This is a genomic window from Acinetobacter sp. PK01 (assembly GCF_022819285.1).
Classification (GTDB): Bacteria; Pseudomonadota; Gammaproteobacteria; order Pseudomonadales; family Moraxellaceae; genus Acinetobacter; species Acinetobacter tandoii.
The window spans coordinates 3,460,487-3,474,040 of the sequence record NZ_CP094643.1; the positions used below are offsets into that span (position 1 = coordinate 3,460,487).

The window sequence follows — 13,554 nt, forward strand, 5'->3', positions numbered from 1 at the left end:
ATATTTACCCCTGATAAATAAACCATAGCCACAGTTTTTGATAGGACATCATCATGATTAAAAAAACTTTAGCCACTGTTGTAATGTTGTCATCTTTGCTATTAAGCAATACCGTTATGGCAGCAGGTTTAGAAGATTATATGAAAACCCTTGGGAAAAATTATAAAGCCTTCAACCAAGCCTCAACCCCACAAGCTGCGACAGCTGCTTTAAACAATATGCGTGGTGCTGCTGTACATGCTAAGCAATATAAATTGACCGCACATACCGCTGAAAAAGTGCCAAGTTCAAGCGCTTTGTTCGACCAGATTATTGTCGAAATTGATAAATCAAAAGCACTCGCGCAAGCTGGGAAACTAGACGAAGCGAAAAAGCAAGGGAAAAAAATTGGCGAGTTACGTGATCAAGGACATAAGGCTTATATGCACCACTGATGTTGATTTAGAATCAGCATGTTTATTCGCTGTTAAAACTGTACCTTCATCGGTGCAGTTTTTTATGTCTGATACATTAGGGTCGCTATTGGAATTGAGCATGATTCGGATTTTCAGCTACAGGAAGAATTGCTAAAGTGAAAAGGAAATCTGCAAGGATGAATGAATATGTCTTCACAACAGCATTATCAGAGGGTGGCTCAAGCGATTGAGTATATTCAGCAAAATTTTCAGCATCAACCGACGCTGGAGGATGTGGCAGCACATGTGCATTTAAGTCCTGCATATTTTCAACGGTTATTTAGCGAATGGGCAGGTACCAGTCCGAAGAAATTTTTGCAATATATCAGCGTGGAACATGCAAAATCGATTTTAACCACAACATCATCTCACTCACTTTTAGACGCGACATTTGAAACAGGATTATCCAGTGGTAGTCGCTTACATGATTTATTTATTCAAATTGAAGGGATGACCCCCGCTGAATATAAACAGGGTGGGGCTGGATTAAAAATTTCTTATAGTTTTGCAGAAACGTTATTCGGACGCGTTTTGGTGGCCTCCACACAAAAAGGAGTTTGTGCACTGGCTTTTGTAGAACAGAATGAGCAAGCCCTCAAAGAATTAAAAGCCAAGTTTCCTCATGCTGAATATATTGAGCAGTCGGATGAAATGCAGCAGCGTGCAGTGGCTTTGTTGACAGCACAGCCAAACTCCATACAGCATGTAAAACTGCATTTAAAAGGCTCAGCCTTTCAATTAAAGGTCTGGGAAAGTTTGCTCAAAATTCCTGCGGGACAATTGGCGAGTTACCGTGATGTGGCAGCAAAAATTGACCAACCCAAAGCAGCACGTGCGGTGGGGAGTGCCGTGGCACATAATCCTGTGGCTTTTTTAATTCCGTGTCATCGGGTCATTCAAGCATCAGGTGTGCTCGGCAATTATCATTGGGGAGTAACTCGCAAGATGGCGATGATTGGTTGGGAAAGTGCCCAGCTTTATGCCGATGTAGCAGAGCTTTAAATGTCATTATTTCCAGTTGAATTTGATCCTAGCCTGAATTTACTGCCCTATCAGGGCTGTGTACATTACTACGGTCAAATTATGAATACTGTTTTGGCAGACCAGTATTTACATCGACTATTAGAATGCATTGCTTGGCAAAATGATCTGGCGGTGATTTTTGGCAAGACCATTGTGACCAAACGCAAAGTCGCGTGGTATGCCGATCAGGCTTTTTCCTATACCTACTCCAAAACCACCAAACAAGCGTTGCCGTGGACACCTGAGTTGTTGGCATTGAAAGCGTTGGTCGAAGCCAAAACGGGGGAGAAGTTTAATGCCTGTTTATTAAACTTATATCATTCTGGTGAAGAAGGGATGGCATGGCATAGCGATGCCGAACGGGAATTGAAACAGCATGCTGCAATTGCTTCTTTAAGTTTCGGTGCCGAGCGAAAGTTTGCTTTTAAGCATAAACATACTCAAGAAAAGGTCGAGTTGGTGTTGGCGCATGGTAGTTTATTGGTCATGAAAGATGAAACCCAAAGTTATTGGTTGCATCGGTTACCTCCGACCAAGAAGGTGCTTGATGTGAGGGTAAATCTAACCTTCAGAATGATGAATGAAGCGCAATAAAAAAGCTGAATAGAATATTCAGCCTTTTATAATGCCATGATTTTGCTATGCAAAGTCTGGAATTATGCTTGACCTTCAGCCATAGCTGCTTGAGCACGTTGCATATTTGCTTCGAATTCAGCATCAAAGTTGATTGGTGTTAATAGCAATTGAGGGAAGCTACCTTTGGTAACCATATCGTTCACCGCTTCACGTAAGAATGGGAACAAAATGTTCGGGCAGTATGCACCTAAAATATATGGAAGGCGTTCTTCTTCAACTGCATCAATCAGGAAGATCCCTGCTTGAGTAACATCAACGATAAATGCAGTATCGCCCGCATTATTTGCTTGAACAACAACTTTTAAAGACACTTCGAAATGGGTTGGATCAATCTTTTCTGCAGAAGAAGAAAGGTTGATATTGAGTTCAGGCTGCCATTCTTTAGTGAAAACTTGTGCACCAGGAACTTCAAAAGAAATGTCTTTAGTATAAATACGTTCGAGTGCCAATTGTGGTTGAACTTGTTGTTCTTCGCTCATTCTTAAATCCTTAATATAAATTTGAACTATGCTTTATGGTTAAGCCAATAATCCGTCAAGTTTCCCATCACGCTCTAAAGCATAAAGCTGGTCAAACCCACCAATAAATTGGTCACCAATAAAAATTTGTGGAACAGTACGGTGATTCGTGCGTTGCATGAGTTCTACACGTACTTCAGGCGCTTCATTGGATAAATTAATTTCTTTATATTCAACGCCTTTACGCTCAAGAAGTTGTTTCGCACGAACGCAGTAAGGACATACAGTTGTAGAATAAATCGTTACTTCAGCCATTAGAGTCTCCTTAAGCAATTATTTCGCTTTTACCAAAGGTAAGCCTTGCGCTTTCCAGTTGCTAATGCCGCCATCTAAACGATAGCTATCAGCATGACCGACCTGTTGCAAAGCGGTACCTGCGACTTGACCAAGGTTGCAAATAAACACCAATGGACGTTCCGCAGCTTTTAACTCTTCAACATGGCTTGCAATTTGGCTGTAGGGAATGTTACGGCTGCCACTGATATGACCTTCACGGAAGTCTTTTGCATCACGTAAATCAATCAACATGGCATTTTTTGCTTTCACTAAAATACCTAAAGATTGTGGAGAGATTTTGCGACCGTTGCGCTGACCTTCTAAAACGAAGAACAACACCACTAATGCCCCAAGTGTTCCAAATAAGAAGGGGTGATTCCCCATAAATTCCAACCAACGTTCCACAAATCACCTAATTACAATTCAAAATTGTCTAGAGTATAGCTCATAAATATGGTGATCAAAATCACCGCTTCAAGGGGAGGACAGACAGAAAGTCTAATTTTTTTGCTGAGCTTCAGCAATTTCATCCATTAAACGTAAAAAACTGTCTAAACGACGGGGTAAAATTTCACCGTTACTTGCAGCTAAACGCAACGCACACTGTTTTTCATGTTTATGGGTACAGTTACGGAACTGACAATAACCCAACTGATTTTGAATTTCAGGGAAGCCTTGTTGCACTTTTTCTGTGGTGAGATGCCATAAGCCAAATTCACGAATTCCAGGTGAATCGATCAGCGATGCATTTTGACCAAAAGGAATCAGACGAGTAGATGTCGTGGTATGCTGACCTAAAGCCGAGTTTTCAGAAATAATGTTGGTCTTTTGTGCCGCATCAGGAACAATGGCATTAATCAAGGAGCTTTTTCCTACCCCAGACTGTCCTACAAAAGCCACCGTTTCACCTTCAAGCCGTTGGGCCAATGCACTAAGATCACCAGTAGATTGGCATTGCATCACTTCATAACCCAAATTCTCATATTCTTTGAGCATGTCCAAAATAGGATCATTTTCTTTGAGTAAGTCAGTTTTATTCAATACCAGTAGGGCAGGAATATCGGCATCGGCACAAGCCACCAAATAACGGTCAATTAATGTGGGTGCAGGTTCTGGTAAAGGTGAAAACACGATCACAATTAAACTGATATTGGCCGCCACTGGTTTCACTTTATGGTAGCGGTCAGGACGAGTCAGTAATGATCGACGTGGATGAATAGCCGTAATAATCCCAAGTCCCGTATTCGGGTCAGCTTGCCATTTAACCCGATCACCCGTCACCAGCAACTCAAGATTGGTACGGGTATGGCAACGCCAAATACTGTCCAATTCAATCGGTTTCCAAAACGGTTCAGGCTCACCATCTAGCACATTTGGTTTTTCAGGATGCGTGTCTGGCACCGACAAGGCTTGTACCTCAAGCTGACGTCCGTAGTGTTGAACCACCAACCCTTCTAGATCATTTGAGGTGTCAATTTCTTCTTGACGTGTTTTCTGCTGTTTCTGAATACGACGCTGCTGCTGTTCAGTTAAGCGACGTTTACGAATTAAAGCCATTCATATCCTAAAAAACCATGAATTCAAGATGGCAAAAATAGCATGAAGCGGGGGATGAATTACAGCATTCAGGGTATTAATTTGCTACTATAAATGTTTTTACAGCCAATAAGATTGCACATTTATGAGCAGCACGCCTGATACTCGCCTCATTTGGATTGACCTTGAAATGACAGGTCTAGATACCGATAATGACCAAATTATTGAAGTTGCAACGATTGTGACAGATGACCATTTAAATATTTTGGCAGAAGGTCCAGTGTTGGCTGTACATCAGTCGGATTTAATCCTGAATGCTATGGATGAGTGGAATACCCGTCAACATGGCCAATCTGGTCTAATTGAACGCGTGCGTCGTAGTAAATTAACGGCACAAGATGCTGAGCAACAAACCATTGAGTTCTTAAAAAAATGGGTTAATCCAAAAAGTTCACCAATGTGTGGTAACTCAATTTGTCAGGACCGCCGTTTCTTGCATCGTTTAATGCCTGAATTGGAGCAGTATTTCCATTATCGTAACTTGGACGTATCTTCAGTGAAAGAGTTGGCGAAACGCTGGCGTCCAGAAATTATGAGTGGGTTGAAGAAAAATGCCTCGCATTTGGCCATGGATGATATTCGTGATTCGATTGCAGAGTTGAAATATTATCGTGAATACTTCTTTATCATGAATAAAGACTAAATCAATATTGGCTGAAAATGGGGTGTTCAACCCCATTTTTATTTTAGTCTGTCATATTTTTAGGTTATATTTTCTACATCAAACTCGAGGGTGTACGGCTTTAAGTAGATTTAAAGTAAAGTACAATTTTTTGTTTTTATTCATTTTAAATTATAAAAAAGAGTTTAAATATGCAAAGTAATAATCCAATACTTAATCGCGTAGAAGTTTACGCAGATTACAGCCAACCGATGACCGTTCAAGGTGCGATTCAAAAGTCCGTATTGTTGACTTTAATTGCCGCGGTGCTGGGTTTAGGTATTTTCTTTTACAGCTTTATGACCTTAAATATTTCTATTGCTTATAGCGCCGCAATTGTGGGGGCTATTGGTGGATTTATTTTGGCGCTCATTACAACCTTTAAACCAGATACCGCTAAAATTCTCGCCATTCCTTATGCATTTTTTGAAGGTGCTTTTTTAGGTGGCGTTTCGGTTATTTTCCAATTGAAATTTCCTGGTGTCCCGTTGCAGGCATTATTGGCAACCTTTGTGACAACTTTGGTGATGTTTACCTTATATCGTTTGCAGATTGTACGTGCTACAGAAAAATTTAAATCGGTTGTTCTTTCTGCCAGCATTGCCATTGCCATCGTGTTTGTGGTGCAACTGATCATGCGTTTAGCGTTTGGTTCAAGTGTGCCGTATATTTTTGAAAGTAACTGGTTAGGTATTGGTTTCGCTGCTTTTGTTGCTGTGATTGCATCTTTAAACTTAATTCTGGATTTTGATCTGATTGAAAGCAGTGCAGCCCAACACGCACCTAAGTCAATGGAATGGTTATCTGCCATTGCGTTATTGGCCACTTTGGTATGGATGTATTACTCATTCATGCGTTTATTGAGTCTAATTCAAGGCGATGACTAATTAATGTGGGTTAATATTTTTTAGTTCAACTCTAATTCACCCTGCTTTGGCAGGGTGAATTGTTATGAATCTGTGATTTGCTAAAAAAAGGCGCATTTTGCAATTTTGTTCTGATGCCAGACTTGGCATTATTCATCCTAAATTATTTTAAGTGAGATTCACATGTCACAAGGACTACTAGCGGGAAAACGCTTTCTGATTGCGGGTATTGCAAGTAAGTTATCGATTGCATTTGGTATTGCTCAAGCATTGCATCGTGAAGGTGCGGAATTGGCATTTACCTATCCGAATGAGAAACTCAAAAAACGTGTTGATGAATTTGCGGCGCAATTTGGCTCAACATTGGTGTTTCCTTGTGATGTTGCTGTGGATGCAGAAATTGACCAAGCATTCGTTGAATTAGCAAAACACTGGGATGGTCTAGATGGTGTAGTTCACTCTATCGGTTTTGCGCCAGCACATACTTTAGATGGTGACTTTACTGATGTTACAGATCGTGAAGGTTTCCGTGTTGCGCATGACATCAGTGCGTATAGCTTTATTGCAATGGCGCGTGCAGCAAAACCATTGTTATTGGCTCGTCAAGGTTGTTTATTGACTTTGACTTACCAAGGTTCTGAGCGTGTTATGCCGAACTACAACGTGATGGGGATGGCAAAAGCATCTTTAGAAGCGGGCGTACGCTACTTGGCGTCTAGCTTGGGTGCTGAAGGTATTCGCGTTAACGCAATTTCAGCGGGTCCAATCCGTACTTTAGCGGCTTCTGGCATTAAATCATTCCGTAAGATGTTAGACGCGAATGAAAAAATTTCACCACTCAAACGCAATGTGACCATTGAAGATGTTGGTAATGCTGCATTGTTCCTTTGCTCACCTTGGGCAAATGGTATTACGGGTGAAATCATGTACGTTGATGCTGGTTTCAATACTGTCGGTATGAGCCCAGATATGATGGGTGATGACTGATTGCTTCGGCGATAAAAAACGGCACTTCAAGTGCCGTTTTTTTACGTCTTTAAATTTCATTTATTTAGGTAATTGTTGAATAGGACTCCCACCTAAAGCCTGCATCAGCGTGACATAAGCATTGTATTGATTTTGTTTGGTGTTAACCAAGGTCAAACGAGCACTACGCGTGGTTTCTTGTTGATCCAGTAGATTCTTTAAGGAGACTGCACCATAACGATAACGTACATCGGTTAAGCGCTCTGCTTTTTCTGCCAGTTCTAAATTACGCTGTTGTAGCTTGACCTGCTGATCTAACTCACTGCGTGCAGACAAGGCATTTTCAACATCACCAAATGCCTGATATAAGCTCTGACGATATTGCACAATGGCTTTTTCATAGTCTAATTGGCTAATCGCGATATCTTTTTTCATATCGTTATATTGCAAAAATGGCAGGCTTAAACTGGCACCCAAAGTCAGGGCAGGGTTTCGTAAAAGTTGAGTCAAAGAGGTACTGCTTGAGCCAAGATTTCCCGTTAAACTAATAGAAGGATAATAGCTTGCTGTGGTGGCATCTTTGGTTGCCAGACTCTCACGCAGGCGTAATTCAGCTGCTTTTAAGTCTGGACGACGAGACAAAATGTCGGCAGGTAAGCCTGCTGCAATAGTTGGCAAAGCCAGTTGTGGCAAACGTTGTGGTTCTTGAATATTCAATTGTTGGATAGGCATATGCAGCAGTACCGCAAGTGCAGTGCGTGTTTCGACTAAGCTTTGCTGAATTTGACTGAGACTGGCTTTTTGACTTTGTACTGATTGTTCAGCTTGGGTCAATTCCAAGCCAGAAACAGAACCCGCTTGATATTGTACTTTGACTAAATCATACAGCTTTTGCGACGTCGCAAGACTTTGCTGTGCGGTGCTGAGACTTTCATGATAATAAGCCAATTGCCAATACAGTTTGGCTGTGGTGCCAATCAGGCTTTGTGCTGTAGCTTGCAAATCCTGTTCAGTTGCCAGTGCCTCCCATTTTTTAGCTTCGGTTTGACGTGCCAATTTGCCAAATAAATCTAATTCATAACTCAACCCAGCACCTAACGATAGCCCTTTGGAGCTGTCATCGCCTGAATTTAAATCGAAAGTATGACCTGTGGAAACTGTAGAGCTAACACGTGGTTTTTGCTGATTCGCGCTTAAGTCTGCTTGTAAGCGTGCTTGTTTTAAGGTGATACCCGCAACAGCCAAGTCGGTATTTTTTGCTAAGACTTCATCAATTAATTGATTCAGTTGCGTATCACCAAATAAGGTCCACCATTGATCAGCATAGATGGCTTGCTGTCGTTGTTGTGTAGTTGCATGACCATATTGGAACTGAGCAGGTGTTTGCACACTGGGTGCTTGATAAGGTGTTTTAACCACAGCCGCACAACCCACTAAAGTACTACCAAGTAGCATTGCCGTACACAGACGTGTAAATGAAAACTGCATAATTTGTCCTTATTCTCTAGCAAGCGCTGCAACAGGGTCGAGTTTGGCGGCATTTTTTGCAGGTAAGAAACCAAACACCACACCAATTAACGTCGAGCACACAAATGCGGCAATAATCGAGGTGGTGGAATAGGCAACCCCAAAATTACCACCTGCAAATTTTTGAATGATTTGTCCTAGGCCAAGAGACAGCAACACGCCTAAAACTCCGCCAATCAGGCAGACCAAAATGGCTTCAATCAAGAATTGTTGCAAAATATCACTTTGCCGAGCACCCACCGCCATGCGTACGCCAATTTCTTGCGTCCGTTCGGTGACCGAAACCAACATGATATTCATTACCCCAATTCCACCAACCACCAATGAAATCACGGCAATTGCAGAGACCAACAAGGTCATGGTACTGGTAGTCTTTTCAATGGTTTGACGAATACTGTCACTGTTCATGGTAAAGATATCTTGCTGACCATGGCGCAAGGTCAATAAGTTCACAATTGCATTTTCAGCCGCACTGGTGGAGTATTGATCATTGATTTGTACAATGATATTACGCACATTTGTCTGACCTAGCATGCGGCTCATGACAGTGGTGTAAGGCATATATACGTTTAGGGTGTCATCGGAACCCATTGCACTGGTTTGGGGCTCTACGACACCAATAATCCGTCCAGGTACACTGCCGAGTAAAATGACTTGTCCTATCGGACTAGTACCATCACTAAAAAATTGCTTTTGGGTATTGGTGTCAATCACTACATCTTGAGTACGATCACGGATACTACGTTGATCAAAGGTTTGTCCATTTTTGAAAGTAAGGCCTTTAACAGTGAAATAATCACCCCCGACACCGTTAATGGTGGCATTGGCTTCATTTTGTTGGTAGCGAATGGTTTTCGATGAACTCACCATTGGACTGACTGCACTGACATACGGTTGGGTGGCAAGCGCTTCAGCATCAGCAGGAACTAGTGTTTTAAAGTTTGCGGTTTTGGAGTTATCACCGAAGCCGCGACCTTGGAAGACGGTAATGGTGTTTGTTCCTAAGCTACTAATATTACTTAGGATCTGCTTTTGAGAGCCATTGCCTAATGCGACTACAGTCACAACCGAGGCAATCCCGATAATAATCCCGAGCATAGTCAAAAAGGTTCGCATACGATGCGCATTCATGGACAAAATGGCCATACGGAATGCTTCACCTAGGCGATCAAATAGGGAGCGCCATGCAGAAACACTTTTATTTTTTTCTTGATGTGCCGAAATGGCAGTTTCTGCATCAGGGTCAGTATGTAGCTCAGAATCATGTTCTGGCTGATTGACACGATCTGCAATAATTTGTCCATCACTGATTTCAATAATGCGGCTGGCATTTTTAGCCACCTGCATGTCATGTGTTACCAGAATAATGGTATGTCCAGCAGCATTTAATTCACGCAAAATTCGCATGACTTCAACACCACTGTGTGAGTCCAAAGCACCTGTCGGTTCGTCGGCAAGAATGACATCACCACCATTCATCAGCGCACGCGCAATAGACACCCGCTGTTGTTGTCCCCCTGAGAGTTGACTCGGACGGTTTTGGGTTTTATTGCCCAGTCCAAGTTCCGTGAGCAAGGCGGTTGCTCGTTGCTTACGCGCATAAGGTGTGGTGCCTGCATAAATGGCTGGAACTTCAACATTCCCTTCAGCCGTTAAATCACCTAGTAAATGGTAACGCTGGAAAATGAATCCGAAATACTCTCGGCGTAATTCAGCCAGTTGATCGGGTTCGAGTTGTCCAGTTTCTCTGCCTTTGACTAAATAGCTGCCTGAGGTAGGACGATCTAGACAACCGAGAATATTCATTAAGGTGGATTTACCCGAACCAGATTGACCAACAATCGCAACCAGTTCGCCTTCGTAAATGGTCAGATCAATCCCTTTGAGAATTTGAACAGTACTTTCACCAGCAGGGAATTCTCGTACCAAATTGCTGACTTCAAGCAAGGCTTTTTTTGTCATGCTTACATTCCCATTGGTGGACCATTACGACGTTTATTGCTGCTGTTGGCTGTGGCTGCCGAGGTATCTGAACTGTCTGCAATCACGACTTGATCACCTTCTTTTAATCCCGCCAAAACTTGCGCATTTACACGGTTATTAATCCCAATCAGTACTTGTTTGGGTTGGGCTGAACCATCTGCCTGTAATACGCGGACCACACTTAAGCTTGCTTTACCATCTTTAATCAGTTGTTGTTGGGCAGCAGTTAAATTGAGGCGTTCAAGTCGAGGACCTTGTGGATGATCGGTCTTTGAGTTGCTTTGAGTACTCGATACCGCTTGTGCTTTTGTAGCGCTATTTTGCTTACTATTTACAGGGCGATTGGAGATTGCTGAAGAAGGAAGTAGCAGTGCATTCTGTGCAGAATCGAGCACGATATAGACTTGTGCCGTCATATCGATACGTAGTTTGCCATCATTATTGGGTACATCAAATAAAGCGTTGTAATAGATTGCGGTACTTGACGAACTTGAAGTGCTGGTACTGCTCTCGCTACTAATTGAATCGGGTGCAGGTTCAATCTGACGTAGGGTGGCATAACGTTTGCTGTCATCACCCAAAGTCGTGAAATAGACTTGTTGTCCTTTTTCGACTTTCATAATGTCCGCTTCACTGACCTGCGCTTTAATGGTCATATTTTGTAATTTTGCAATTTTGACAATCGTTGGTGCACTTTGATTTGCATTCACCGTTTGACCTTCTTCAGTCACAATCGCAACCACCGTTCCATCAGTCGGTGCCACAATACGGGTATAACCGATATTGGTTTGTGCCGTAGACTTGGTGACTTTTGCAGATTCAATTTGTGCATTAATGGCTTTAATTTGCGCTTGTGCAGTTTTAAAGCTCGCTTCCGCAGATTCGAGTTCCGCTTTAGACGTTGCATCCTGTGCAAACATTTGTTGTTGACGTTTATAAGCCAGTTGCGCCTCATTGAGATTGGCTTCTTGTTGCAAGCGTTGAGCTTCTAAATTTTTGATGTTGGCTTCGGCTGTTTTAAAGCTATTTTCTTGTGTGGTGGAATCAATTTGCGCAATCAACTGCCCTTGTTTGACTTCATCACCTAGCTGTACATACATTTTTTGTACTTGACCTGACACCTGTGCACCGACACTCACCAATTTGGTGGCATCTAAAGTGCCTGTTGCCAATACCGTATTTTCAAGATCACCGCGTGTCACGCTTTCGGTAATATATTGCGGTTGTTCTTGTTTCGGTTTGAAATAACTCCAAGCCAAATACGCGAGTAAAGCGATACAGAGCAGGGCGATAATAATTCTAAAAAATTTTATTTTTGGCATAGGAGTGAGGGAGTAAAAAATAATCATGCATAGTATAAAAGTGAAATGCGGATAAATCGTGGATTTTCTATCAATTTGTAAATGATAATTATTCTTTTGTAATTTTTAAAATCAAAATTCGTCAACATACTCATCAGTATGCTGCAAAACATTCTAATTTTCTGACGTAATTGCTACAGGTTAACTTACTCAAAAAAGCAAGATCAATGAAATAGCTGACGTCCGCAAAGCAGCGCAATTGCTTGTAGAGTGAGTTGTTCAGGGTTTTCCTGACTCAAACCTTTAATTGATGCATCTATTCTTAATAAAAGTGTAGGCCAAGTGAGAAACTGTTCCGGATTGAGTCGGCGTAAGGCTTGTTGATAAAGGCTCACTTTGGTTTTCCAAATCCCGAGTTGTAGTGCATTTTGTGGTTGCTCAAAAAGCTGCATCAAAAGACGCATTTCCTTACTGATACTCCACAGCAACAAGCTCATTGGCTCGCCTGAAGCCAACAGATATTGGTAAATCTTCACGGCTTGAGCAAAATTACCTTCAAGTAATGCATCACTTAAGTCAAAGGTCGTATAACGTGACTGATCTTGTAGGCAGGCAAGCAGTTGTTCGATACCAATTTGCGCTAAATCAGGAAAGGTATCTCGTACCCGCATTAGACTGTTCTTTGCCGCCAGTAAATTATGCTCGTGATGCTGTTCAAGCCATTGCCATGCATTGCTGACCAATTGAATACCGAGTTTTTCAGCTTCAACAGCCAAAATTCTTTGTCGATCTTGTGGATAATGCGCAGTCAAGCTGACGTTCACGCCGTTGGCATCAATCACTTTAAAAAAGCCAGATTTTAAGCTGCTGCTGTCCTGCTTTGGCATCACAATCAACAACAAATTTTGTTCATTATGTTGTAGATATTGGGTCAATAATTTAATGCCATTGGCATCGGGTTTGATATTGCCATGTACCTCAATCGCGAGTTGTGTCGAAAATAAAGACAAACTGTTCAAGGCATTGAAGACCGTTTTCCAGTCACTCACATTTGACATGTCATAACGTTGACGTTCAATATTTTGTTCTTGCCAACTTTTACGAAAAGCATCGAGTAGATTCTGTTCGAGGAGGGGTTCTTGACCATGCAGTACCCATGCACCACGTGCTTCTGGGATGCGTTTAAGGGCCTGCAAATAGTCGAGTTTCATAACAATTAAGGTTGTGTTGTTGTGCTAGTAACTTTAGGTAAACGATTCGATGAAATTTGGCGCACAATTTGTTGTGCAACGTCATCAACAAGGACATCTTTTAAGAATTTTTCTTCTTGATCATCGGTATTGACCGTTTCCAAGTTATATTGGTAACTACGTGATGCCGTGACGGTACGCATTTCAGTCACAGGATTGCCTTGAGCATCTTCAATACGGAAGGTGACATTTAAACGCAGTAGGGTTTCGATCAGTTTACCGCGAAGCTCTTGGCGCACAGGTGTATAACTGTACACATGTAAACGGTAAGCATTGGGGCTATTACTGAGCTGAACATTGGCAGCCCCTAAATAAATTGATAATTTTTCTTCTAATTCCTCTGTATCTTTAGGCAAAGATAAACTCATCTGTGCATATGCTACTGGATTCGCAGAAGGTTGAGTTCCTTTTAAATGAAAACCACAGCCCACCAAACCTGCACCTAGACCGCAAGTTAAAATAAGAGTTGCGAAACGTTTGCCTAAATGCATGGGTT

General features: G+C 42.0%; 15 protein-coding genes. 6 read left to right on the forward strand and 9 right to left on the reverse strand.

The features are described from left to right. Positions 1–53: 53 nt before the first annotated feature. From MP622_RS16435 to MP622_RS16445, 3 genes are all read left to right on the forward strand, one after another. Positions 54–434, forward strand: coding sequence for a cytochrome b562 (locus MP622_RS16435; protein WP_243791843.1), 381 nt, complete (start codon positions 54–56; stop codon positions 432–434). Positions 435–602: 168 nt separating this feature from the next. Continuing rightward, positions 603–1,457: a methylated-DNA--[protein]-cysteine S-methyltransferase gene (locus tag MP622_RS16440; RefSeq protein WP_243791845.1), complete on the forward strand. Its 855-nt coding sequence runs from the start codon at positions 603–605 to the stop codon at positions 1,455–1,457. Beyond that, the gene (locus MP622_RS16445; RefSeq protein ID WP_243791846.1) at positions 1,458–2,072 is read left to right on the forward strand and encodes an alpha-ketoglutarate-dependent dioxygenase AlkB; all 615 of its coding nucleotides are present in this window, start codon (positions 1,458–1,460) and stop codon (positions 2,070–2,072) included. A 62-nt stretch (positions 2,073–2,134) separates the two neighbouring features. Here the strand turns inward: MP622_RS16445 and secB are convergent, their stop codons facing one another. The 4 genes from secB to rsgA all read right to left on the reverse strand — a co-directional run bounded on the left by secB (position 2,135) and on the right by rsgA (position 4,465). Continuing rightward, the gene (secB, locus tag MP622_RS16450) at positions 2,135–2,593 is read right to left on the reverse strand and encodes a protein-export chaperone SecB (protein ID WP_016166235.1); all 459 of its coding nucleotides are present in this window, start codon (positions 2,591–2,593) and stop codon (positions 2,135–2,137) included. 39 nt (positions 2,594–2,632) lie between these two features. After that, positions 2,633–2,887 (reverse strand): glutaredoxin 3, encoded by a 255-nt coding sequence (grxC, locus tag MP622_RS16455; protein ID WP_016166234.1) that lies wholly within the window; start codon positions 2,885–2,887, stop codon positions 2,633–2,635. Positions 2,888–2,905: 18 nt separating this feature from the next. Continuing rightward, a complete protein-coding gene (locus MP622_RS16460) occupies positions 2,906–3,313 on the reverse strand; it encodes a rhodanese-like domain-containing protein (protein WP_016166233.1) in 408 nt (135 codons plus the stop codon). A 93-nt stretch (positions 3,314–3,406) separates the two neighbouring features. Continuing rightward, on the reverse strand, positions 3,407–4,465 hold the full coding sequence (rsgA, locus tag MP622_RS16465; protein WP_044739047.1) for a ribosome small subunit-dependent GTPase A: 1,059 nt from the start codon (positions 4,463–4,465) through the stop codon (positions 3,407–3,409). 124 nt (positions 4,466–4,589) lie between these two features. On the opposite strand from rsgA, the gene orn reads away from it, so the two are divergent. The 3 genes from orn (at position 4,590) to MP622_RS16480 (ending at position 7,018) form a co-directional block, all read left to right on the forward strand. Next, positions 4,590–5,147: an oligoribonuclease gene (gene orn / locus MP622_RS16470; protein ID WP_016166231.1), complete on the forward strand. Its 558-nt coding sequence runs from the start codon at positions 4,590–4,592 to the stop codon at positions 5,145–5,147. A gap of 170 nt (positions 5,148–5,317) precedes the next feature. Then, a complete protein-coding gene (locus MP622_RS16475; protein WP_044739046.1) occupies positions 5,318–6,052 on the forward strand; it encodes a Bax inhibitor-1/YccA family protein in 735 nt (244 codons plus the stop codon). A gap of 162 nt (positions 6,053–6,214) precedes the next feature. Continuing rightward, on the forward strand, positions 6,215–7,018 hold the full coding sequence (locus MP622_RS16480; protein WP_016166229.1) for an enoyl-ACP reductase: 804 nt from the start codon (positions 6,215–6,217) through the stop codon (positions 7,016–7,018). A 60-nt stretch (positions 7,019–7,078) separates the two neighbouring features. Here the strand turns inward: MP622_RS16480 and MP622_RS16485 are convergent, their stop codons facing one another. The 5 genes from MP622_RS16485 to lptE form a co-directional block, all read right to left on the reverse strand. Beyond that, complete coding sequence (locus MP622_RS16485; RefSeq protein ID WP_243791848.1) at positions 7,079–8,485, reverse strand: efflux transporter outer membrane subunit; 1,407 nt, start codon at positions 8,483–8,485, stop codon at positions 7,079–7,081. A gap of 9 nt (positions 8,486–8,494) precedes the next feature. Continuing rightward, positions 8,495–10,486: a MacB family efflux pump subunit gene (locus tag MP622_RS16490; protein WP_016166227.1), complete on the reverse strand. Its 1,992-nt coding sequence runs from the start codon at positions 10,484–10,486 to the stop codon at positions 8,495–8,497. A gap of 2 nt (positions 10,487–10,488) precedes the next feature. Further along, positions 10,489–11,829, reverse strand: a complete 1,341-nt coding sequence (locus tag MP622_RS16495; RefSeq protein WP_243791850.1) for a MacA family efflux pump subunit — start codon at positions 11,827–11,829, stop codon at positions 10,489–10,491. 203 nt (positions 11,830–12,032) lie between these two features. Next, positions 12,033–13,019, reverse strand: coding sequence for a DNA polymerase III subunit delta (gene holA, locus MP622_RS16500; protein WP_243791851.1), 987 nt, complete (start codon positions 13,017–13,019; stop codon positions 12,033–12,035). Between the two features lie 5 nt (positions 13,020–13,024). Beyond that, positions 13,025–13,549 carry an LPS assembly lipoprotein LptE gene (gene lptE, locus MP622_RS16505; RefSeq protein WP_016166224.1) on the reverse strand — a complete coding sequence of 175 codons (525 nt, stop codon included), beginning with the start codon at positions 13,547–13,549 and terminating at the stop codon, positions 13,025–13,027. Positions 13,550–13,554 lie beyond the last annotated feature (5 nt).